This is a genomic window from Helicobacter sp. 23-1045, assembly GCF_053654655.1.
In genome coordinates this window covers 38,309-59,521 of sequence record NZ_JBSIUR010000004.1, presented here as the reverse complement: position 1 = coordinate 59,521, position 21,213 = coordinate 38,309, and the positions used below count along the sequence as shown (strand labels likewise).

Sequence of the window (21,213 nt, the reverse complement as noted above, 5' to 3'; positions counted from 1 at the left end):
CAGAGGTATTGAAATGGACGAAATGCAAGAGATTTTAGAAGATTTTCTAATCGAAGCCTTTGAGATGATAGAGCAGTTGGACCAAGATTTAATCGAGTTGGAGCACAATCCAAACGATTTGGACTTGCTAAATCGCATTTTTCGCGTGGCGCACACGATTAAGGGTTCAAGTTCGTTTTTGAATTTTGATGTGCTAACCAGCCTTACGCACAATATGGAAGATGTGCTAAACAAAGCACGGCGCGGAGAATTGCAGATTACGCCTGATGTGATGGATGTGGTGCTTGAATCAATCGATATGATGAAAGGACTGCTAAATGCGATTCGCGACACGGGGAGCGATAAAACTGACATTGACATTACAAATATTATAACAAAACTGCAAAATATCTCACAAGGGCAAAATTTCGCAGAATCTAGCGGAGAAAAGGCAGATTCTGCGCTAAAAGATTCTGCGACTTCTAAAACCTCATCAGATTCTGCACCTAAAATCGCAGAATCTAACGCAAAAACGACGGATTCTGCGCTAGATTCTGCGCCAAACGCTTTGGCAAACGATGATGATTACTCGAAATTATCGCCACAGGAAGTCGAGCAAGAAATCGAGCGACTTTTAAAACTCCGCCAAGAAGAGGACAAAGCAAGGCGGATGGCGAAAAAACAAAATGCGCTAGATTCTGCGAAACCCACAAAACAAGCAGATTCTGCGCCAAAATCGCAAACCACCTCGCCAAAACCGCAAACCCCACCCAAAAAAGATGACAACGCAGTAACCACCGCAGTCGAGCAAACCGTCCGCGTGGATGTGAAGCGATTAGACCACCTAATGCGCCTTATTGGCGAGCTTGTGCTTGGTAAAAATAGACTAATTAGCATTTATGATGAAGTCGAGGAAAGATACGATGGGGAGCAGTTTTTAGAGGAATTAAATCAAGTTGTAAGTGCCGTATCTATCGTAACTACGGACTTGCAACTAGCGGTTATGAAAACTCGAATGCTGCCTGTAAGTAAGGTATTCAACAAATTTCCGCGAATGGTGCGGGATTTATCGCGCGATATGGGGAAAAATATCGAGTTAATCATCAGCGGAGAGGAAACGGAGCTTGATAAGACGATTATTGAAGAAATCGGCGACCCGCTAGTGCATATTATCCGCAATTCCTGCGACCACGGGATTGAGGCAAAGGATGAGCGCGTAAATGCCGGGAAAAGCGAAAGCGGGAAAATCGAGCTAAAAGCGTATAACGAAGGCAATCACATCGTTATTGAAATCGCCGATGATGGCAAGGGATTAGACGCGGAGGCACTCAAACAAAAGGCGTTAGAGAAAAATATCATAACCGAGCGCGAAGCGGATATGATGAATGATAAAGAGGCGTATTCGCTAATTTTTAAGGCGGGATTTTCCACCGCAAAAGTCGTCACAAATGTCAGTGGGCGGGGCGTTGGAATGGATGTGGTGAAAACAAATATCGAAAAGCTAAATGGGATGATTGATGTAGAATCTGCGCTAGGACAAGGGACGACTTTGAAGCTAAAAATCCCGCTAACTTTGGCAATCATTCAGGCGTTAATTGTCGGCGTGCAAGAGGAATACTACGCAATCCCGCTTAGCTCGGTAATTGAAACCGTTAGGGCAAATCAAGATGAGATTTATATCGTGGAGGGGCGCAGTGTGCTTCGTTTGCGGGATGAGATACTCACACTTGTGCGGTTAAGCGATATTTTCAAAGTTGATAGCGTGATAAAAAATGCAAGTGAAATGTATGTCGTAGTGATTGGACTAGCGGAGAATAAAATAGGCATAATTGTGGATTATTTGGTAGGGCAAGAGGAAGTCGTCATAAAGTCGCTAGGATATTATTTAAAAGGCACGGAGGGCATCGCAGGGGCGACAGTTCGAGGCGATGGCAAAATCACGCTAATTGTCGATGTCGCAGGGATGATGCACTTAGCAAAATACGCCAAAGGCACGATTAGCACCCTGCAAGAAGAGGCAGGTGAAGCGGTGGAGAAAACAAAGGCGAGTGATTACATAATCCTTGCCGTTGATGATAGTCAAGTCGATAGAGCGATTATGAAAAAATATCTATCCCCACTTGGTGTAACCGTGATGGAAGCGCAAGATGGCGTCGAGGCATTAGATATTATCAAAAATGGCGAGCAAGTCATTGACGCGGTGCTAGTGGATATTGAAATGCCTAGAATGGACGGCTACACTTTGGCAAATGAAATTCGCAAGTATAATAAGTTCAAAAATCTCCCGCTAATCGCCGTAACAAGTCGCAGTAGCAAAACCGATAGAATGCGTGGCGTAGAATCTGGGATGACAGAATATATCACAAAGCCCTACTCTGCGGAATATTTGGTAAATGTCGTAAAACGAAATATAAATTTTAATCTATAAAAGGACGAAAAAATGACTGATGAAAAAATCAAAGAAATCTTTCAATCACAAAGTAAAAAGCACATCGAAGCTGAGCCAGAGGATATATTGCAAATTGTAGGATTTTTGGTAGGGAGCGAGGAATTTGCCGTGCCGATTTTAAATGTGCAAGAAATCGTCCGCCCCATCGAATACACGCGAGTGCCCGGCACTCCGCCGTATGTGCTTGGTGTGTTTAACTTGCGTGGCAATATTTATCCGCTTATAAACCTCCGCGCGAAGTTCAATCTCCCCACGATTAAGCAAAACAAAGATATGCGCTACATTGTGATAAAGCATAATGATGAAATCGCGGGATTTGTGATTGACAAGCTAACTGAGGCGGTAAAAATCAGCGAGAAGGACATCGAACCTACACCCGAGACGCTAAATGAAGATGCTAATTTGATTTATGGGATAGGAAAACAAAAAGATAGGTTAATTACCATTCTAAAAGTTGAATACTTACTAAAAAGGGCTTTTTAAGATTGCAAATTATTTTGGAGGGGTTGTTGCAATCTCTTCAAAATATAGACACAAAAGACATTATGACTCAAATCTACTTCATAATTTCTTATGACAATCTCTTAGCATCCCATCTAACATCATCAAGTGTAATAACATTTAGAGTTTGCACCCTAAATTCGTCTTTCGACAAGCGAATATTAGAAGAAAAATGTTAATTTTTTGTCAATAAATAGCAGAATCTATTTAATAATTTTTATTATTTTACTAGATTCTGCGCTATAAACACGCATTTTAGGCATTCTCCCAAACAAAAATTTTTATCAAAATCATCAAAAATTATTAGAAATTTTATATTTTTTAGATTCTGCGAATTTTTTGCCACCCGCAGAATCTTATATAAAATTCGCAGAATCTGGCATATTTTTCATAGATTCTGCGATTTTTGCATTAGATTCTGCGCTTAATTAAAAAATCGCCCCTTAACTTAATTGCGCGGTTTTTTCATTTTCATTTAACCACACAAACACCTTTGCCACCGCCAAATACGCCCCTTCATCGATAAAATCATCGACTTTTATACTCATTAGCAAATCCGCCAACTCTTTGTTTTGAAAAATGGGAATGTCAAACTCCCGCGCCTTTTGGATTAAAATCTCTGCAAATTTATCCTTGCCCTTTGCCACAACCTTTGGTGCGCTCAAATGCTTATTATATGCGAGTGCTACGGCTTTGGTGGCGTTTTGAAAATTTTGCATTTTAGTAGCTCATCAAAATATTATCGATTTTTTGCCATTTAGATTCAGCTGAATCTAGCGCAGATTCGCGCCCAAAATCGATTAGATTCGCGCCTAAATCACCCATATTTTTAACTATATGATACACACTTCGCACAAAAATATCTGTCTCAATATTCACGCGCCTTGCGGGTCTGTAGGTGTGAAAAAGCGTGTTATTAAAGGTGTGCGGGATAATAGTAAGGCGAAAATCGCGCGAAGTAACCGCATTTATGGTAAGACTCACGCCATCGATTGCTACACTGCCCTTTGGCACGAGCATTGCACGAATCTCACTAGGATACGCGATTATAAAATCAAAGCCGTTTTCACTGCGCTCCACGCGCAAAATCTCACCAACGCTATCAATATGCCCCTGCACGATATGCCCATCTAGCCTATCGCTAACGCGCAAGGCTTCCTCCAAATGCACTTGTGCGCGTGGTTTTAGCAGATTTTCTAGCGCGATACAATCCCTAGTTTCTTTGCTTAAATGTGCGCAAAAAATATCGCCATTCAGGGAAATCACAGTCGTACAAACGCCGTCTATTGCGATACTTGCACCAATTTGCGGACGCAGAGAGCTACGAATCGCAATCACTTCATCGCTAAAACTCTCCACCACGCCGATATTTTTCACTAGTCCGCTAAACATTTACGCCCATTCTTATAAAAATTTTGATATTATTTTAGCAAAATTTTTTGGGAGCGAAGTTTTGAGTGTGAAATTTATTGATACGCATTGTCATTTGGATAGCGCGGATTTTGTGGGCGATTTGGACGAGATTTTGGAGAGTTGTGCGGATTTGGGCGTGGAAAAAATGCTAATACCGGGCGCGGATTTGGCGGATTTGCCAAAGGCGATTTCTTTGGCGGAAAAATACGCACAGATTTATTTTAGCGTGGGGATTCACCCAAATGAGATTCATACGCTAAATTCGCACACTTTGCAGACTTTGCACAAATCGGCAAATCACAAAAAATGCCTTGCGGTGGGCGAAATCGGACTAGATTATCACTACAAAAATGATGAAGCGACAAAAAACGCCCAAGAGCGTGGCTTTCGCGCACAAATTGAACTTGCAATCGCCCTAAATATGCCCATAATCATTCACACACGGCAATCCAATGCAGACATTGTGCGAATCTTGCGCGATTACGAATCTGCCCTAAAATGCGTGGTTTTTCACTGCTTTGGCGGCGATATGAATTTGGTAAATGCGCTAAAATGCCCTTGCTACTATGGAATCGGCGGTGTGATTAGCTTTAAAAATGCAAAATCCTTGCACGAATCCGCCCCAAAACTACCACTTGAAGGCATTGTGCTTGAAACAGACGCGCCATATCTTGCGCCTACGCCGTATCGTGGGACGCGCAACGCGCCGACATTTATCCCGCTAATCGCGGAGCATTTGGCAAATCACTTGCATTTAAGCGTGGAAAAAATCTCAGAGATTAGCACAGCAAACGCAGAACGGGTATTTGGATTCTGCGATTAGATTTATGTAAAGTGCAGAATCTGAAATGTTTTAAGAAAGTTTTAATTTAACTCAAACTACAATTCGCAAGTTTTATTTTTTTAAAAGGGCAAAATTTGAAAATTTTCAGCACGAATCCATTCAGCAAATTCAACAAATCCGCTAAACTTTACTTCAAAAAACGAAATGGGGGGGGGGGATTTGTCCTTTATTTAACTGATTTTTTACGCCACTTATCCAAAACTCACGCATTAAATTTTAAAAATCTACTCCACTCTATCATTGCGAGGCGCGATAAGCGTGAGCAAAACACAAAAAATCCCGTCATTGCGAGGCGCGTGAGTGAAACGAACGCAACGAAGCAATCTACTTCAACGACTTTTGAATTGTGTGTAAATCTCTTACTTTATGCGAATCTGCGGTTAGATTTATTGATTCGCTTTTGGGTCATTGCGATTCATAATCTTTTAGATTCGCGTGTTTTGGATGGTTGCTTCACTTCGTTCGCAAATCCTATGGATTGCTTCGGCGAATCAAAGATTCGCCTCGCAATGACGACACATTTCAATTCTCACACCACACACAAAGGAATCAAAATGATAGTTTGAAATTTTTAGCGCGAAATTAGCGCATTTGTTTTTTAGTCGGCGGTTAGCAAACACGATTCGCCCCAAAAGGCGAATAAATTTTAATATGAAAGGACAAAAAATGGCAGCAGCAAGAGGGACAAAAGGCAGAGCTAGGACTTATGCACAAGCGCAGGGCGATAGGAAACGAAGCCTTACAAACAAAATGAAAGCGATTAGAAAAGGCACAGCGGCGTATAAAGCGTATATTAAACGCAAGAGAAGCAAATAAATGGAGGTGCAAAATGGCAAAATATAATCCAAAAAGTTATAACGAGCTAAAAGAGCTTGTTGATGATGAAAATATAAATTTAGGCGACATTGATACGAGTGCGATTACTGATATGCATATGCTTTTTCAATTTAGCGAACGCACGGATTTTAGCGGGATTGAGAAATGGGATTTATCAAAAATAAAAAATTTAGGTGCTATGTTTGAGGGTATGAGCGTTGATTTAGCATCTATAATATGTGAAAAATTTAAAAAAGCATATTTGGTTAAAGTCGATGAGGACGACATAATCGTCCAAACAATTAGCGAATATCCTAATCGCCTAAAAGCAACTATATGGATAAAAAATAAGCGGTTGCTTGTTTATGGTAGATACAAAGAAATGGGCGCAGAATATCTCAGTGCCATAGGCTATCAGCCTGATATAAGTTTGGCGGATTTGGAGGAACTTATAATTGATAATGATTTAGCCATTGGCGAAGTAGATTTATTGCTACGAAATGGCGTCCGCAAGGCAGTTGCTGTTAATATGAATGAGGATTATTGTTTGGATAAGTTGCTTGGCATATATGATACGAGATTAGAAGCGTTAGATTCAGGCAAGGTTGGCGAAAATGAAACGCTGTTTTTGGGTTATCAACCGCACATTGAAGTTGAAACCTTTATCGGCAAAAAAGTAAATGATATGCGCTATATTTTGCAAGGATTAAGGTGGCTAACTTGGGGTGCTGATTGTTGTTGGTGGGTTGAAATAGATAAGGATAATATTATCAAAAAGATAATTAAAGGATTTTACAATAAGGAAAAGGCTAATGAATATGAATCCAAATTGCCAAATGCAGATAAGGGCAATTCTTTTGAATTTGTAGATAGCAAGGGGATATGGGACGATGACGATGAATGCGATGATGAGGATTGGGAGGACGATGAGTAAAATTTTTTGGCGAATCTTTGATAGGATTCACCACATTTTAATTTCAACACAAAGGACAAACAATGACAAATGAAAATGTAGAAAACACAGAGATTCATAGTGATTCGAGTGCAGATTCAACTGAATCTACTCCAAAAACTTTGCTTTTAAGTGAATTTTTAGCGCGTGAATCTATCCCGCAAAACGACAAGGGACAATTTATGCCCGATAAAAAACAGCTTAAAATGCTAGTAAATTGCGTTGATGACAGCACAGGCGAACTCATTAGCCTTGCAAAAATCGACACGAGCAAAGTTACAAATATGAAAGCGTTGTTTTATAAAAGTGCGCGGAGCGATTTTAGTGGCATTGAGGATTGGAATGTCAGCAATGTCGTGGGATTTGAGCTATGCTTCGCGCAGTGCAAAACCTTTAATGCTCCCATAGAAAAATGGGGCGATAAGATAAAAAGTGCGCGGACTTTTGAAGCGATGTTTTGGGGTGCGGAGAGTTTCGATAGAGCCATTGGGGCGCATTGGGATACGAGCAGTGCGACAAATATGATAAGAATGTTTTCTCAAGCAAAGAGTTTCAACAACGGCGGACAACCCTTTGGCGAGAAATGGAAAATGGATAAAGTTGGCTGGACTTGGGAAATGTTTTGGAATGCGGAGCGATTCAATCAGCCCATAAATCATTGGATTATGTCTAGCGTAACGAAGTGTTTTACAATGTTTATGGGTGCAAAGGCGTTTAATCAGCCTTTGGATAAATGGGATTTGTCAAATGCTGTGGCTTTGGGAAGTATGTTTAATAAGGCAGAGAGTTTCAATCAAGATTTAAGCGCGTGGGGCACAAGACTTGGCAAAGCGCAAAATATGAAAAGAATGTTTGCGGATACGAAGTCGCTAAATCGCACTTTTGCTTGGAAAATCAACGAAAATTGCGACATTACAAATATCACAAAGGGTAGTCCATTACAGCTTGAAATTACGCAAATTAGCGATGATGGTAAAGAGCAACAAAAAGAAATTTTGCAAGATTCAAGCCAAAATGCGTTAGATTTAACCACCACACAAAGCAAAAAATTTGCTAGAAATGTGGGCGAATTTAGAATTTATAGAGTTGCTAATATCCCAAATAGCTTAAATAAATTAAGCGAATCAAAGAAAAAAGATTGTTTGTATAGGTGGATACCTGAAAATATCAAAGCAAAATATGAAATATTTTTTGCAAAGGGCAATGGTGGCGAGATTGTTTCGGCTACGGATTTGGATTGGGAATTTGTATATTATAGAATTTTTGGATATTGCTTTGTAGTAGAAACTGATGATTTTAAACTACCGCAAGATAGTAAGCTAAAACAAATCCTTGCCATAGAGCAAAGAAAAGATGATGAGGAATTTGATGGATTTGATTTTGATTCGCATAAAAAAGACTATAAAAATGATGATATAGAAGTCATTTTAGAGGACAAAGAACATATAATGCGAATCTATAATGGCGATACAACGCAAACAAACAGCTATCGAATCCTAAATCTTATCGGTTCTTTGATATTGGCAAAAGCTTATGAGACAAAAATGGAATATTTCAATAAAAAAGCAAGAGACAAACAAACAAAACTTACAAATTGCCACAAAGAGATTTGCGAATTTGACTTGCAATATTATCAAAATATGCCCGTAAGTGCGGATTTGTCGGTATTGCAATTTTAGAATCAACTATCCCAAAGATATAACATAGAATCCAAACATAAAGAGTTAAAAGAAACCATTAAGCAAGTAGCCGAGATTGTCAATGAAAGCAATCAAAAGAAATTTAATTATCTTATGCTTGCGGTTGCTGTTTTCTCCGCTATTGGTGCGATACTTGCAGCTGTGCCTGTAATAAAAGGACTTTAAAATGGGACTTTTTGATAAAATTTTTGGCACAAGTAAAGATTTAGTGCAGGATTCAAAGCAAAATTTGGCAAAAGATTCATCGCACGATTTGCGTGATTATGGGCGATTTAAAAAGGCGTTGAATGATTTTCGCGCATTTTATGATTTGGATTGTGGTTTAAAAGAACTTGATAGATATTTGTGGAAAGCGGGGAAGGCGCACTTTTCGAAGTATAAGAAATAAATTGCAAAAATCACACGATATTTTTTTAGATTCTGCAAAAAACTCATAGATTTTGCGTTTCACGCCAAAATCGCAGTATCTTCAAAAATTCGCAGAATCTACGCTAGATTCTGCGATTTGTGCCTTCATCAAAACGCATAAAAGCAAAGGCACGATTCAACAAAAATCAAAAATTGCTGATATTTTAAGTTTATTTCACTACAATGCGAAGCGAAATTTTATTTTCAAAATAAAGGGATTTAGTTTGAAGGCAATTCTTTTTTATGCTTTATTTGCGCTGTGTGCGCTAAAAGCAGACTTTTATGATACCAGCGCAAAGGCGCAAAATATCCTATCCATCTTTGATATTGACACCGCTTATCAAATCGACAGCGCGTTTTTTGAGCAATATTACGAGAAAACCATCGGGCAAAATTGGGAGAATTTCGTGGCGATTTATGATAACGGATATGATTACATCCCTATTTTGCGCCAAATGCTAACCGATGCGGGCGTCCCGCAAGAATTTTTATTTTTGGCGATGGTGGAGTCGCACTTCTCAACCCGCGCATATTCAAAAAAAAAGGCGGTGGGACTTTGGCAGATTATCCCTAGCACGGCGAAAAGTTTGGGACTTCGCATTGATGATTTTATCGATGAGCGAAAAGACCCGATAAAATCCACAGAAGCCGCGATAAACTATCTCAAACAGCTCAAAAATCAAACAGGCAAATGGTATCTTGCCGCGATGGCGTATAACTGCGGGATTGGGCGACTTAAAAGGGCGATTGATAGCGCGGGGAGCGATGATATAAATGTGCTAATGGACTTTATACCGCCTGAAACGCGCAATTATATCCGCTCGATTTTATCGATAAATTTGGCATTTAGCAATGTGAATCGCCTAAAATCGCAAGACAAAGAGCACTTTTTAAATCGTGGCGCGACAATCACCATCGCCTCAATCAAAGTCCCCGCCGGCACGGACTTTATCTCTATTGCAAGAGGCGCGGGACTGCATATTGACACGCTTCGCAAGTATAATCGCCACTTTAACTACAACTTTCTCCCGCCAAACGGCGATGAATACGATGTGTATCTGCCCTATGAAAAACTCTTAAATTTTAAGAAAAATTTTAAACCACGCAAGGCGGATTTATCGAAGTTTTATATCGTGTATATGGTGCAAAAGGGCGATAGTTTGTATAGCATTTCGCGCCGCTACAATGTCAGCATTGACACGATAAAAAATACAAATAATCTCAAAAAATCCCAAATCGCGATAAATCAAAAGTTGATGATTCCGCTTTATAATCAAAAGCAGTTCGCTAGGAAGTAGATTCTGCGATTTTGTGTGAATCGCAGAATCTCGCGTGAAATCGCATTTTTCGCAGAATCTCACACGCAGAAATTCGTGCATTTTCCGTCATTGCGAGATTCTGCGAATGCAGAATCGTGGCAATCTATATTATGTTTGCGGATTATATTTGAAAATCCTATGGATTGCCGCGTTCGCTTCGCTCACTCGCAATGACAAAGTGGAGATAGATTCTGCGTTTTGTGGGATTTTTCGCAGAATCTCACACGCGTAAATTCGTGCATTTTCGCAGAATCTCGCAGAATCTACCGCAGATTCTGCGTTTATGCTTTATTTAAGGCAATTTATATTAAACTCACATCTTTTTTTAAGGATTGCAAAATGAAAGTATCGATGAAAATTTTAGGTGTGATTTTGGTGGCGATTTTTATCGCGGGGTGCGCGAATACTAGCACTTATCGTGGCGGAATTGGCGCGTATCAAAGCTATGATGGATTTGATGAATACATAAATCGCCACAAAGAAGGCAATAAAAATCGCACAAATAGCACGGAAGGCAAGGCGAGAGTGGAGTCTGAAATCCCACCGCCTGAAAATATAAAGTTTGGTTCGGCGAGAGATAGCGATGCGATTCAACGCGCAACGATGAAGCCATATCAAATCAACGGCAAGTGGTATTACCCACAGCGCGTCCAAATCGGCGAGAATTGGGATGGCATCGCATCTTGGTATGGACCAAATTTTCACAACAAAAAGACTTCAAATGGCGAGATTTACAATATGAATCTCCACACCGCAGCGCATAAAACTTTGCCGATGAATACGATTGTAAAGGTGTATAGCTTGGATAGTGGGCGCACTACGATTGTGCGAATCAACGACCGCGGACCCTTTGTGGAGGGGCGAATCATCGATTTATCAAAGGTGGCAGCGCAGGATATTGATATGATAAAAACAGGCACGGCGCGGGTAAATATCGAAGTGATTGGCTTTGGCGGAATCGTCTCAAATGACGCAGCAAGCAACTCTACGATTATCAAAGATATGGTAAATTCTAGTGAGTTTAAGGACGAGTTTAAAACAGGGGAAAGCGAAAAAGTCATCACAGGCGGGATTTTCTCTGTGCAAATTGGCGCATTTAGAAAACGCGCAGGTGCTGAAACCTACCAAAATACGCACAATTACGACAATTATCGCACGATTATAAAAGAGGGCGAATTTGAGGGTGCGACAATTTATCGCGTATTTATCAGCGGATTTAAAAGCGAGGCAGAGGCGCGAGACTTTATCAAAGCGCAAAAAGTCGAGGGATTTTTTGTTAGGGATTAGTTTATGAAACAAAACGCAGAATCTAGTGTAGAATCTATAAATTTTCAATTCAGCAATTCTAGTATCTTGCGCGAGATTTGTGGGTTGTGCCGAAAAATTCGAGCGAAAATAGGACATAAAAGTCCATTGAGCGAGAATTTTTCAAACTCCCGCAAAGATGGTTGCTTCGGGCTTTCGCCCTCGCAAATTCTACGCTTTGCTACGAATTGCGTAAGAGACGAATTGCCAAAATGGAGGTAAAAATGAAAAAATTAGAGCGAAAAACAAAAGAAACAGACATAACAGCAAAGCTAAAACTCTACGGCAGTGGCGAATCGCGCATTGAGACGGGCATAGGATTTTTTAATCATATGTTAGAGTCTTTTGCTAAACATAGTTTGGTGGATTTGGAGCTAAATTGCAAGGGCGATTTGATAGTAGATTCGCACCATAGCGTGGAGGATTGCGGGATTGTCATCGGCAAACTTTTAGGCGAATCGCTCTATCCTGTGAAAAATATCGAGCGATTTGGCTTTGCAAGTTTGGTGATGGACGAATCGTGCGTGGAGTGTTCGCTAGATATTGCAAATCGGGCGTTTTTGCACTTTGATATGCCATTTAACGCGCTAAAATCAGGCAAAATCACTCCGCAAAAAGTGGGCGCGTTTGATTGTGAGTTAGTGGAGGAATTTTTTCGCGCACTTGTAAATAACGCCAATCTTACGGCGCACATTGTCTTTAAACGCGGTAAAAATGCCCACCACATAATCGAAGCGACATTTAAAAGCTTTGCGGTTGCTTTGAGAAATGCGGTAAAAATCAATGAGCGCGTGAAAATACCTAGCACAAAAGGGACGCTGTGATTGAGTTGCTTTGTATTGATGTAGATGGGACGCTAACGGATGGGAGTTTGGTGTATGGTTATTCGCTGTGTGGCAATTTGTCTTTGGGTAATCATTGCGTAGATTTGGGATTTTTTGGGGTTTCGCAGACACAAAGTCTAGTCTCAACCCCAAAAAATCCCAAAAACTACGAAAGCCATACCGAAAATCCTTCCGTTGTTTTAAATGCGTCCGAATCGTCATTGCGAGGCGAATCGCAAGATTCGCCGAAGCAATTCGCAGAATTGGATAAAGAAACTTCGGCTTCGCCTTGTTTTGCGAGCGAAGCGAAGCAACCATCCAAAATAAATTGTCATATTGAGCGAAGCGAAATATCTCAAAATAGAGATTCTTCGCTCAACTCTCGTTTCGCTCAGAATGACAAAATAAACGCAGAATCTCACACAGCGCACGATTCGCAATCAAACAATCGAAGTAATGGCGGTGTTGCTTCGAGTCGTTTTTATGCGGAACGAGCGAAAATAGGACTTGGGCGTCCATTGAGCGAAGTTTCGCATAAAAACGACTCGAATGAATACCCCAGAACAAATTGCAAACAAGATGACGCACCTATCACAGAAATATCAAAAACATTCAATGTCAAAGACGGACTTGCTCTTGCCTATTGGTGCAAAGTTTTAAAACGCAAAGTTGCCATTATTACGGGCAAAGGAAGCGAAATTCTCCACATTCGCGCAAGTGAATTGCAAATCCCAAGCGACTTGCTTTTTATGAATATCAAAAACAAAGGCGAGATTCTGCGAAAATTAAAAAAAGATTTCACACTTGATTCAACCCAAATTGCGTGTGTGGGCGATGATTTAAACGATATTTCTATGTTTGCCGAATCGTCCCTAAATTTCGCGCCAAATGACTGCGCGAACGCCTTTAAAACTAGCGCGAAAAATCTACCAAAAATCACGATTTTAAACGCCAAAGGTGGCGAAGGCGCGGTGCGTGAGGCTATTGAGCTAATCTTACAAAAAGAGCAAATTTATGAAGATTTTATTGACTTTTTTGCAAAGCAAATTTAACGCAGGCAGTGGCGTTACGGCGTTTTTCATCGCGCTTCTTGCGATTAGCATTGCCATTGTTTTGTCCTTTGACACCGCGCCACACGCTAAACAAATCGCCCCGCAGAAGCTCCCAAAGATTGAGATTTTTAATTTCACCGCTTATGAGATTGATAAAACCGCCTTGCTAACGGAGCTAATCGCCAAAAATGCAAAGCAATTTGAGCTGCCCGATAAAAGCACGCAAGAAGAGATTTTTGAGATGACTTTAAAACGCAACGGCACTTCATTTGACACGCTTTATGCGCCAAGTGCGAGAAAAGTGGGCGATGTGATTTACTTTGATGATGGCGTGAAAAATCTGCGCGATGGATATGAAGCGCACAGCGACATTGCGGTGTATGATTTGCGCTCCAAAGTCCTAAAAGGGCGCGATAATTTTTACATAAAAAGCGCGTTTGAGGATATCAAAGGACTGCATTTTAATTACGAAAATGGCGTGATTCAAGCACAAAATATCCACGCAAAAATCAAATTAAGGGGCGCGAAATGAGAGCGATGATGATTTATGTAATGGCGATTTTTGCGCTGTTTGCCGATGATGTGCTTGAAATTACCGCTTTGCATTTTCGCTCAGATGAGGCAAGTGGGATTATTGAGCTAAATGAAAATGTGGAGATTAAAAAGGGCAAAGATGAGCTGTTCGCGCCAAAAGTGGTGGTAAAGGTAGATAAAAATCGCAAGCCACAGCATTATTGGGCGTTTGGCGGGGTGAAGTTTAAGGTCCGCACGAAGGATAAGCGCGTTTTAAGCGGGAGTGCTAGGGAGGCGCACTACAACGCGCTAAATGGGCAATACCACCTAAAAGGCAACGCGAAAGTCAAAGAGAGCGACAAGATTAACGAAGTGGTGGGCGAAGAGATTATCATCAACAACGAGGCGGGGTATCTCAATATCACAGGCACGAAAAACCGCCCTGCAAAGGTGATTTTTCAAATGGATGAGCAAGATGATAAGAGTAATTGACGCGCGGTTTGTAAAATCCTGTGAGAAGCTCTCCCAAGCACCGCAAATACAATGCGCTGAAATCGCCATTTTGGGGCGAAGCAATGTCGGCAAAAGTTCGCTAATAAACGCGCTTTTAAATCGCAAAAATTTGGCAAAAAGTTCAAGCACACCGGGCAAAACTAGGCTAGTGAATTTTTTTGAATCAAAGTGGCGAATCGCTTTGGATTGTGGCGAATCTAATGCGGATTCAAGATTGCAACAAAACGATTCATATAATTTAGATTCGCGGGTTTTAGATTCTTCGCTTCGCACTTTGTGCTTCGCTCAGAATGACAAAATAATCACAGAATCTAAAAATCCCCCATCCCAAATGAGAGGGGATAAATCTCATTCTCTCCCCCTCCCTTGCGGAGGGGGACAAAGGGGGTGGGTAGATTCGCAAAACAATAGTAGCGTGAAATTTTCAAATAGCGATTCTACCCACCCCCTAGCCCCCTCCGCAAGGGAGGGGGGACAAATTGATTCAACCTCCGCAAGGGAGGGGGGATTTTTGGATTGCTTCGGCGATAAATCGCCTCGCAATGACGGCGTGAAAAATATCGCAGAATCTCTCAATGACACAAAATTCTCAGAATCTCGCGAAAATGCCAAAGAGACAAACGCGCAAGAATTTGCAATCCATATTTTGGATTTTCCCGGTTTTGGCTATGCCAAAGTCAGCAAAATAGAAAAAGATTCGTGGGACAAAAATTTGAGCGCGTTTTTAATGGGGCGCGAATCCATCAAACTTTTCATCCATCTAATCGACTCGCGCCATCAAAATTTGGCGATTGATGATGAGATTTTGGCGTTTTTAAATGCCTTTAAGCGGGGAGATTCTGCGATTTTGCAGGTTTTCACAAAGGCGGATAAATTAAGCAAAAATGATTTAGCGAAACTCAAACAGCAAAATAAACTTTATCACGCAATTAGCGATAAAAACAGCACGCAGATTCTGCGTTATGCGATTTTGCGGACGATGTATAATATAAATTTTTAGGGGGTAAAAATGGAGTTTGTGATTTCAAAGCCCACTTTGCGCGACATTCCTGCGATGCGCAACCTTATCTTGCCCGAAGTGCAAAGGGGCGTGATTTTGGATAGAAGTGAGGACGAAATGGCAAGTGCGATTCGCTCTTATAGCGTTGTGCGGGTAAATTTTGGCAATCCAAACAACATTGTCAATTTGAGTGAAGCGAAAAATCTAAAAAATAGAGATTCTTCGCCTACGGCTCAGAATGACAATGTTGAGGCAGATTCTGCGATTCACGCGAAAAACGCAGAATTTAGCGCAGATTCTGCGCCCACGCCGTCATTGCGAGGCGATTCGACAGAATCGCCGAAGCAATCCACAAATTTTTGCGATAGCAAAAATGATAAAAATCAATTGTGCGAAGCAACCGAATCTCGCCCGCTTCGTGGTGCAAAAAATCGGGAGCAAGGTTGCAGTAGTGCAACCGCCGATTTTTTGCTAGAAGCGGATAAGCGAGGCTCTCCCCCTAAAAGCGAAAAAGCGGCTGCTTTTTGGCGAGTAGGGGGAGCGGGGAGGGGGGTGCAGCCCTTTTTGCGAAAAGAAATAAGCGAATCAAATCTAAAAAACGGCGAAAATATCGCAGAATCGCAGAATCTAAATAGAGATTCTTCGCTCGTTTCACTCGCTCAGAATGACAAAAAAAACGCAGAATCTCACATAAAAATGCACGAAGCGGGCGAGATTAAGGGTGCTGACGCACAATTTTTGGATTGCCACGAAGTCGCCCAAAGTGCGACTTCTCGCAATGACGAAAATATCGCGGATTCTGCGATTCACGCAAAAAACGCAGAATCTAACGCAATTTCGCAGAATCTAATCGCAGAATCTACCCACCCCCTAACCCCCTCCGCAAGGGAGGGGGGACAAGTTGATTCAACCTCCGCAAGGGAGGGGGGACAAAAGGCGACAAACGCGCCCATTATCGCCTTTGCTGCGCTCCAAATCTTATCTCCCACGCTTGCTGAGATTCGCTCTCTAATCGTAGGCGAATCTTATCGCAGAATGGGACTTGCCACGCATTTAATAAATCACATTTTAGACGAAGCAAGGGCGTTAAACATAAAAGAAGTTTTGGCACTCACTTACCAAAAGGAAGTTTTCGCTAAAATCGGCTTTGTAGAAATCGCCAAAGATTCCCTGCCAAATCAAAAAATATGGGCGGATTGTATCAAATGCAAAAAGTTTCCTATATGCGACGAAATAGCTCTACTCAAAACTTTGTAGATTCTGCGCTGTATTTTGCGGTGCTGTTGATTTATGATGCTTTTAGCTCGGCGTATTTGTTTTTGCCACCGCTTTTTGGGATTTTGTTTTTGAGTTTTGTGCGGTATTATGAGAGTGAGCGGTATTATTCGCTGTTTTTTTTCACGCTAATTTTATGCGTAATGGAGGCAAATAAGGGACTTACGCCGATGATACTTTTTTGCGTGTATTGCTTGGCGTATATGTTTTTGCATAATAAAATTATTAAAATTTTTAAATATGTCAATATTTTTGAGCTGATTTACATTCCATCGGTTTATTTTGCATTGCTTGTTTTGAACTCATTTTTTGGCGCGAGTGTGCCGCCGCTTTGGTTTTTGGCGTGGTATTTGATATTAGAAATCTTACTAATGGTGGGGATATGGATACTAAATACAAAATAATTTTAAGCTTTATGGGCGCAATCTTGCTAATAATTGCCGCAAGACTTTATTATATCGCCATCATCAAACACGAGCATTTTGTAAGTATCGCGCAGAAAAATATCATTAGAGTTGAGATGCAAATCCCAGCGCGTGGGCAGATTTTGGATAGAAACAATAAACCTTTGGCGGTAAATGAGCTAGGCTATGCAATCGCGCTAAATCCATATTTGGGGCGAAAAAAAAATGAGGCGAAATTGGAGGGGGAGATTCTGCGAATTATTGCGCATTTTCCGCATTTTGAGGCGCAGAATCTAAAAGAAATCTATCTATCAAAATATTCCCCCTACAATCATCATCCCATAACAATCATCGATTTTATCCCATATAGCGAAATGTTAAAGAGCTACACGCAACTCTCCCAAAGCGACAATATTCGCATTACAAACGCCACCAAACGCCACTATCCAAATGATACGATGGCATCTCATATCATCGGCTACATTGGCTCTGCAAATCAGCAAGAGATTTATGATAATGAAATGGCAAAATACACGGGACTTGTTGGCAAAATTGGCATTGAGCGATATTACAATGACTTTTTGCAAGGCAAATTAGGCTACATAAGAACCAAAGTCGATGTGCTAAATCGCAATGTGGAGATTTTGGAGGAAGTGGGCGCAAATAGGCGATTTGATATGAATTTGGCACTTGATATTGACTTGCAACGGCATTTGGATTCGCAGTTTGAGGGCAAGGCGGGAGCGACTATTGTGATGGATGCCACAAATGGCGAGATTTTGGCAGCGGGAAGCTACCCTGAATACAACTTAAATGACTTTGTAAATGGTATGAATGAAGAGCAATGGAGCGCGATTCGCGATTCACCCGCTACGCCCTTGCTAAATAAAATGATAAATGGAATGTATCCGCCCGGTAGCGTTATAAAAATGGGGCTTGGGCTTAGTTTTTTGGAATACGGCGACATTGATGAGCGGACAATCATCGAAACACCGCCATTTGTGGAAATTGGTGGCGTGCGTTTTAGAGATTGGAGCGAAAAGCACGGAAGCGCGGATTTGATAAAGGCGTTGAGACGAAGCGTAGATGTGTATTTTTATCGTTTGAGCTACAAAATCGGCATTGAAAATATGGCAAAAACGCTTAAAACAATGGGACTAGGCGAAAAAACGGGCATTGATTTGATAGGCGAATCGCGCGGAATTTTGCCTACGCCGTATTGGAAACTAGGCACACGCGGGGAGCCGTGGCGAATCGGCGATACGATAAATGCCTCAATAGGGCAGGGGCTATTTTTGGCAACGCCCATTCAAATCGCGCGCTACACCGCACTAATCGCCACAGGGACTCTGCCTGTGCCACGCTTTGCGCAAAAATTAGGCGAAAATAGCGCGTTAGTAGAGAGTAAAGATGTGCTAAATGATTTTCAAAAAAGCAAACTCCCTGCACTTCGACTAGGAATGTATCAAGTCTGCAATGCAGATGACGGCACAGCGCGATACACGGGCTTTTTGTCGCAAATCACAATGGGCTGCAAAACAGGGACAGCGCAAGTAGTGGGAATCCCAAAGGATATTTTACAGCGAATCCCAGAGCGCGAGTTGGAATACTATCATCGCTCACACGGGTGGATAACGGCGTTTATGCCATATAAAAATCCAAAATATGTGATTACCGTGCTAGTAGAGCACGGAGGCGGAGGTTCAAGTAGCGCAGGACCGATACTTGCCTCCCTTGCAAACAAAATGAAAGAATTGGGATATTTTAAAGAAGTGGGCGTGAAATAGGCGTGAATTGTGGTTATAAAAATGCGCGAATCTAAAAAATGCAAATTTTGGCTATAATTTCGCACAAATTTTTTAAGGAAAATTACAATGGAATCTTTGCCACATTTGCTTAATGAAATGGTAGATTTTTTACGCGCCCAAAATCTGCATTTAAGCAAAAGTAGCCGAGATGGGCGAATCAACTCTGCGTTTAACGAAGATGAGATTTTTAAGCTTTTGGAGGCAAATTTTGATATAAATCGCCCAAATATGCGTGATTGGGTGGATTTTAGCTTTGAGGAAAATGGGCAGTTTTATCCAGTGAATATTAAAGTAAGCACCACGCACACTACGGATAATCTTAATTGCAAATTAGGCATTTATTACGCGCTCACAGGGCAGATTCCGCCTTTTAGTAATGGTGTGGATTGGGAGAGTTATTTTCGCACATTGCGAGAAAATCTAACGCCAAATCCCAAAGATTATTATTTTTTAATCGTGAATAAAGAGGATTGCAACGATATTTTTGCTGCTTCGCTAAAAAGCCTAAAACACATTATCCCAAATGGCAATAACCTGCCGTTTCAAGCGAAATGGGACGCGAATCGCGAGATAATCACACGCGATTTTGATAGCGCAAAAGATTTTTTGCTAGGCACTTTTGAAAAATCGCTAAAACTTCGCGCTGATGCGTATATCTCATACAAAAGGTATTTTTGTGAATCCTAAATCTAGTCTCAATGTCGCACAATTAGGGCAGGTTTTTACTCCGCAAAATATTGTCGCTAATATGCTAAAACTTGTGCGAAGCGTGGAGCGTGTAAAAAATCCGCGATTTTTAGAGCCAAGCTGTGGCAATGGCGCGTTTTTCACACATTTGCCAAGCAATACAATCGGCATTGAGATTGATAAAGCACAAATACATTGCTATGCGTTTTTGCAAGCCACTCACAATGGCACAATTTCCCCCTCCCTTGCGGAGGGGGATAAAGGGGGTGGGTTTTATGATTTGGCAATAGATTTTACCCACCCCCTAGCCCCCTCCGCAAGGGAGGGGGAATCCATAGATTGCCACGATTTTGCAATTTTTGACACAATCACAAAATCTCGCAATGACGGCACAATCCTAAATACAGACTTTTTTGCCTACCCTGTGAGCGAAAAATTTGACACAATCATCGGCAATCCCCCGTATGTGCGCTACCAAGACATACTAGATTCTACAAAGTCGCTTCTAAAGCCTTTTAGCGACATATTTGATTTGCGGAGCAATCTCTATCTCTTTTTTATTTATAAATGCGTGTTGCATTTGCGCGACAGGGGCGAGTTAATTTTCATCACGCCACGCGATTTTCTAAAAAGCACGGCAAGCGTGAAGCTAAATGCCTCTCTCCACGCGCAAGGCAGTATCACGGATTTTGTGGAACTTGGCGATAAGCGGATTTTTAGCAAGGCTCAGCCAAATTGCGTTATTTGGCGGTTTGAAAAGGGCGATTTTTCGCGCAAGTGTAATTACCAAAATCTGCAAGATTGCCACGAAAAAAAGATTTTTAACTGCATTAGTGGGCAAATAATTTTTACGCGCAAACGCTATGAAATCCCCTTTAGTTCGCTATTTTTTGTCAAAGTGGGTGCGGTAAGCGGGGCGGATAGCATTTTTGCAAATGAAAAATTTGGCAATATGGATTTTGTCTGCTCATTTAGCGCAAAGACGGGCAAGACAAAGAAAATGATTTATGGGGATTTTGGCAAAAATTGCGCGTATTTGGCAGAATTTAAATCGCAACTAAAAGCGCGCAAAATCAAAAAATTTGATGAGCATAATTGGTGGGAATGGGGGCGCGACTACCACAAAAGCGAATCGCCACGAATCTATGTAAATAGCAAGACACGCAATAAAAAGCCCTTTTTCTTGCACCCTTGCAACGCCTATGATGGCTCGGTGTTAGCGATTTTCCCGCGCTTTGAAGTGGATAATGCGAGTTTGCAAAAGATTTGTGAAATGCTCAATAATGTGGATTGGGAAGAGCTAGGGTTTGTGTGCGATGGGCGATTTTTGTTCTCACAGCGGAGTTTAGAGAATTGTCTGCTTGGAAGTGAGTTTGGCGAAATCTATGAGTGTGCGAATCTAAAAGCAATTTCGTAGATTCGCTATATAAAGGCGACAAAGGGCAAAATTA

Annotated in this window: 23 protein-coding genes and 1 pseudogene; 22 read left to right on the top strand and 2 right to left on the bottom strand. The window is 41.3% G+C overall.

Going from position 1 to position 21,213, the window contains the following annotated elements; all coding sequences use genetic code 11:
* Positions 1–13: 13 nt before the first annotated feature.
* Both ACWIUE_RS05250 and ACWIUE_RS05245 read left to right on the top strand, forming a co-directional pair.
* Complete coding sequence (locus ACWIUE_RS05250) at positions 14–2,407, top strand: hybrid sensor histidine kinase/response regulator (RefSeq protein WP_454135505.1); 2,394 nt, start codon at positions 14–16, stop codon at positions 2,405–2,407.
* Between the two features lie 12 nt (positions 2,408–2,419).
* Positions 2,420–2,911: a chemotaxis protein CheW gene (locus ACWIUE_RS05245; RefSeq protein WP_454135503.1), complete on the top strand. Its 492-nt coding sequence runs from the start codon at positions 2,420–2,422 to the stop codon at positions 2,909–2,911.
* A gap of 461 nt (positions 2,912–3,372) precedes the next feature.
* Here ACWIUE_RS05245 and ACWIUE_RS05240 read toward each other — a convergent pair whose 3' ends face one another.
* Together ACWIUE_RS05240 and ribE are read right to left on the bottom strand one after the other, a co-directional pair.
* Entirely contained in the window at positions 3,373–3,648 is a 276-nt protein-coding gene (locus ACWIUE_RS05240) for an EscU/YscU/HrcU family type III secretion system export apparatus switch protein (RefSeq protein WP_454135501.1), read from the bottom strand.
* Position 3,649: 1 nt separating this feature from the next.
* Positions 3,650–4,321 carry a riboflavin synthase gene (gene ribE, locus ACWIUE_RS05235; protein ID WP_454135499.1) on the bottom strand — a complete coding sequence of 224 codons (672 nt, stop codon included), beginning with the start codon at positions 4,319–4,321 and terminating at the stop codon, positions 3,650–3,652.
* A 67-nt stretch (positions 4,322–4,388) separates the two neighbouring features.
* Here ribE and ACWIUE_RS05230 point away from each other — a divergent pair, with 67 nt between their 5' ends.
* From ACWIUE_RS05230 to ACWIUE_RS05135, 20 genes and pseudogenes are all read left to right on the top strand, one after another.
* A complete protein-coding gene (locus ACWIUE_RS05230; RefSeq protein WP_454135765.1) occupies positions 4,389–5,165 on the top strand; it encodes a TatD family hydrolase in 777 nt (258 codons plus the stop codon).
* Positions 5,166–5,260: 95 nt separating this feature from the next.
* Complete coding sequence (locus ACWIUE_RS05225) at positions 5,261–5,752, top strand: hypothetical protein (RefSeq protein WP_454135497.1); 492 nt, start codon at positions 5,261–5,263, stop codon at positions 5,750–5,752.
* 100 nt (positions 5,753–5,852) lie between these two features.
* Positions 5,853–6,002 carry a hypothetical protein gene (locus tag ACWIUE_RS05220; RefSeq protein WP_454135495.1) on the top strand — a complete coding sequence of 50 codons (150 nt, stop codon included), beginning with the start codon at positions 5,853–5,855 and terminating at the stop codon, positions 6,000–6,002.
* Between the two features lie 13 nt (positions 6,003–6,015).
* Positions 6,016–6,936, top strand: a complete 921-nt coding sequence (locus ACWIUE_RS05215) for a BspA family leucine-rich repeat surface protein (RefSeq protein WP_454135493.1) — start codon at positions 6,016–6,018, stop codon at positions 6,934–6,936.
* 62 nt (positions 6,937–6,998) lie between these two features.
* Positions 6,999–8,633: a BspA family leucine-rich repeat surface protein gene (locus tag ACWIUE_RS05210; RefSeq protein WP_454135491.1), complete on the top strand. Its 1,635-nt coding sequence runs from the start codon at positions 6,999–7,001 to the stop codon at positions 8,631–8,633.
* Between the two features lie 187 nt (positions 8,634–8,820).
* Positions 8,821–9,042: a hypothetical protein gene (locus ACWIUE_RS05205; protein WP_454135490.1), complete on the top strand. Its 222-nt coding sequence runs from the start codon at positions 8,821–8,823 to the stop codon at positions 9,040–9,042.
* Between the two features lie 52 nt (positions 9,043–9,094).
* Entirely contained in the window at positions 9,095–10,360 is a 1,266-nt protein-coding gene (locus ACWIUE_RS05200) for a transglycosylase SLT domain-containing protein (RefSeq protein ID WP_454135488.1), read from the top strand.
* 34 nt (positions 10,361–10,394) lie between these two features.
* Positions 10,395–10,613 carry a hypothetical protein gene (locus ACWIUE_RS05195; RefSeq protein ID WP_454135486.1) on the top strand — a complete coding sequence of 73 codons (219 nt, stop codon included), beginning with the start codon at positions 10,395–10,397 and terminating at the stop codon, positions 10,611–10,613.
* 107 nt (positions 10,614–10,720) lie between these two features.
* A complete protein-coding gene (locus ACWIUE_RS05190; protein ID WP_454135764.1) occupies positions 10,721–11,668 on the top strand; it encodes a septal ring lytic transglycosylase RlpA family protein in 948 nt (315 codons plus the stop codon).
* A gap of 3 nt (positions 11,669–11,671) precedes the next feature.
* Complete coding sequence (locus tag ACWIUE_RS05185) at positions 11,672–11,908, top strand: hypothetical protein (protein WP_454135485.1); 237 nt, start codon at positions 11,672–11,674, stop codon at positions 11,906–11,908.
* Positions 11,909–11,910: 2 nt separating this feature from the next.
* A complete protein-coding gene (gene hisB / locus ACWIUE_RS05180; protein WP_454135483.1) occupies positions 11,911–12,510 on the top strand; it encodes an imidazoleglycerol-phosphate dehydratase HisB in 600 nt (199 codons plus the stop codon).
* Positions 12,507–13,562, top strand: coding sequence for an HAD hydrolase family protein (locus ACWIUE_RS05175; protein WP_454135481.1), 1,056 nt, complete (start codon positions 12,507–12,509; stop codon positions 13,560–13,562). Before hisB ends, ACWIUE_RS05175 begins: the two co-directional genes overlap by 4 nt.
* Positions 13,525–14,094 carry a hypothetical protein gene (locus tag ACWIUE_RS05170; protein WP_454135479.1) on the top strand — a complete coding sequence of 190 codons (570 nt, stop codon included), beginning with the start codon at positions 13,525–13,527 and terminating at the stop codon, positions 14,092–14,094. The genes ACWIUE_RS05175 and ACWIUE_RS05170 overlap by 38 nt, the downstream gene beginning before the upstream one ends.
* A complete protein-coding gene (gene lptA, locus ACWIUE_RS05165) occupies positions 14,091–14,567 on the top strand; it encodes a lipopolysaccharide transport periplasmic protein LptA (protein WP_454135478.1) in 477 nt (158 codons plus the stop codon). Before ACWIUE_RS05170 ends, lptA begins: the two co-directional genes overlap by 4 nt.
* Positions 14,551–14,760, top strand: a pseudogene (locus ACWIUE_RS05160) (GTPase); the annotation flags it as partial. The gene lptA and the pseudogene ACWIUE_RS05160, both read left to right, overlap by 17 nt.
* Before the next feature lie 837 nt (positions 14,761–15,597).
* Positions 15,598–16,845, top strand: coding sequence for a GNAT family N-acetyltransferase (locus tag ACWIUE_RS05155; RefSeq protein ID WP_454135477.1), 1,248 nt, complete (start codon positions 15,598–15,600; stop codon positions 16,843–16,845).
* A complete protein-coding gene (locus ACWIUE_RS05150) occupies positions 16,812–17,267 on the top strand; it encodes a hypothetical protein (protein ID WP_454135475.1) in 456 nt (151 codons plus the stop codon). Before ACWIUE_RS05155 ends, ACWIUE_RS05150 begins: the two co-directional genes overlap by 34 nt.
* Positions 17,246–19,054: a penicillin-binding protein 2 gene (gene mrdA / locus ACWIUE_RS05145; RefSeq protein WP_454135474.1), complete on the top strand. Its 1,809-nt coding sequence runs from the start codon at positions 17,246–17,248 to the stop codon at positions 19,052–19,054. Before ACWIUE_RS05150 ends, mrdA begins: the two co-directional genes overlap by 22 nt.
* 87 nt (positions 19,055–19,141) lie before the next feature.
* Positions 19,142–19,762: a restriction endonuclease gene (locus ACWIUE_RS05140; RefSeq protein ID WP_454135472.1), complete on the top strand. Its 621-nt coding sequence runs from the start codon at positions 19,142–19,144 to the stop codon at positions 19,760–19,762.
* Positions 19,752–21,179, top strand: coding sequence for an Eco57I restriction-modification methylase domain-containing protein (locus ACWIUE_RS05135; RefSeq protein ID WP_454135470.1), 1,428 nt, complete (start codon positions 19,752–19,754; stop codon positions 21,177–21,179). Before ACWIUE_RS05140 ends, ACWIUE_RS05135 begins: the two co-directional genes overlap by 11 nt.
* The last annotated feature ends 34 nt before the right edge of the window (positions 21,180–21,213 follow it).

Excerpts from the sequence above, each read along its gene's own strand:
- ACWIUE_RS05250 (WP_454135505.1), top strand. The coding sequence starts at position 14 with ATGGACGAAATGCAAGAGATTTTAGAAGATTTTCTAATCGAAGCCTTT.
- ACWIUE_RS05245 (WP_454135503.1), top strand. The coding sequence starts at position 2,420 with ATGACTGATGAAAAAATCAAAGAAATCTTTCAATCACAAAGTAAAAAG.
- ACWIUE_RS05240 (WP_454135501.1), bottom strand. The coding sequence starts at position 3,648 with ATGCAAAATTTTCAAAACGCCACCAAAGCCGTAGCACTCGCATATAAT.
- ribE (WP_454135499.1), bottom strand. The coding sequence starts at position 4,321 with ATGTTTAGCGGACTAGTGAAAAATATCGGCGTGGTGGAGAGTTTTAGC.
- ACWIUE_RS05220 (WP_454135495.1), top strand. The coding sequence starts at position 5,853 with ATGGCAGCAGCAAGAGGGACAAAAGGCAGAGCTAGGACTTATGCACAA.
- ACWIUE_RS05215 (WP_454135493.1), top strand. The coding sequence starts at position 6,016 with ATGGCAAAATATAATCCAAAAAGTTATAACGAGCTAAAAGAGCTTGTT.
- ACWIUE_RS05210 (WP_454135491.1), top strand. The coding sequence starts at position 6,999 with ATGACAAATGAAAATGTAGAAAACACAGAGATTCATAGTGATTCGAGT.
- ACWIUE_RS05205 (WP_454135490.1), top strand. The coding sequence starts at position 8,821 with ATGGGACTTTTTGATAAAATTTTTGGCACAAGTAAAGATTTAGTGCAG.
- ACWIUE_RS05190 (WP_454135764.1), top strand. The coding sequence starts at position 10,721 with ATGAAAGTATCGATGAAAATTTTAGGTGTGATTTTGGTGGCGATTTTT.
- ACWIUE_RS05185 (WP_454135485.1), top strand. The coding sequence starts at position 11,672 with ATGAAACAAAACGCAGAATCTAGTGTAGAATCTATAAATTTTCAATTC.
- hisB (WP_454135483.1), top strand. The coding sequence starts at position 11,911 with ATGAAAAAATTAGAGCGAAAAACAAAAGAAACAGACATAACAGCAAAG.
- ACWIUE_RS05170 (WP_454135479.1), top strand. The coding sequence starts at position 13,525 with ATGAAGATTTTATTGACTTTTTTGCAAAGCAAATTTAACGCAGGCAGT.
- lptA (WP_454135478.1), top strand. The coding sequence starts at position 14,091 with ATGAGAGCGATGATGATTTATGTAATGGCGATTTTTGCGCTGTTTGCC.
- ACWIUE_RS05155 (WP_454135477.1), top strand. The coding sequence starts at position 15,598 with ATGGAGTTTGTGATTTCAAAGCCCACTTTGCGCGACATTCCTGCGATG.
- ACWIUE_RS05150 (WP_454135475.1), top strand. The coding sequence starts at position 16,812 with ATGCGACGAAATAGCTCTACTCAAAACTTTGTAGATTCTGCGCTGTAT.
- mrdA (WP_454135474.1), top strand. The coding sequence starts at position 17,246 with ATGGATACTAAATACAAAATAATTTTAAGCTTTATGGGCGCAATCTTG.
- ACWIUE_RS05140 (WP_454135472.1), top strand. The coding sequence starts at position 19,142 with ATGGAATCTTTGCCACATTTGCTTAATGAAATGGTAGATTTTTTACGC.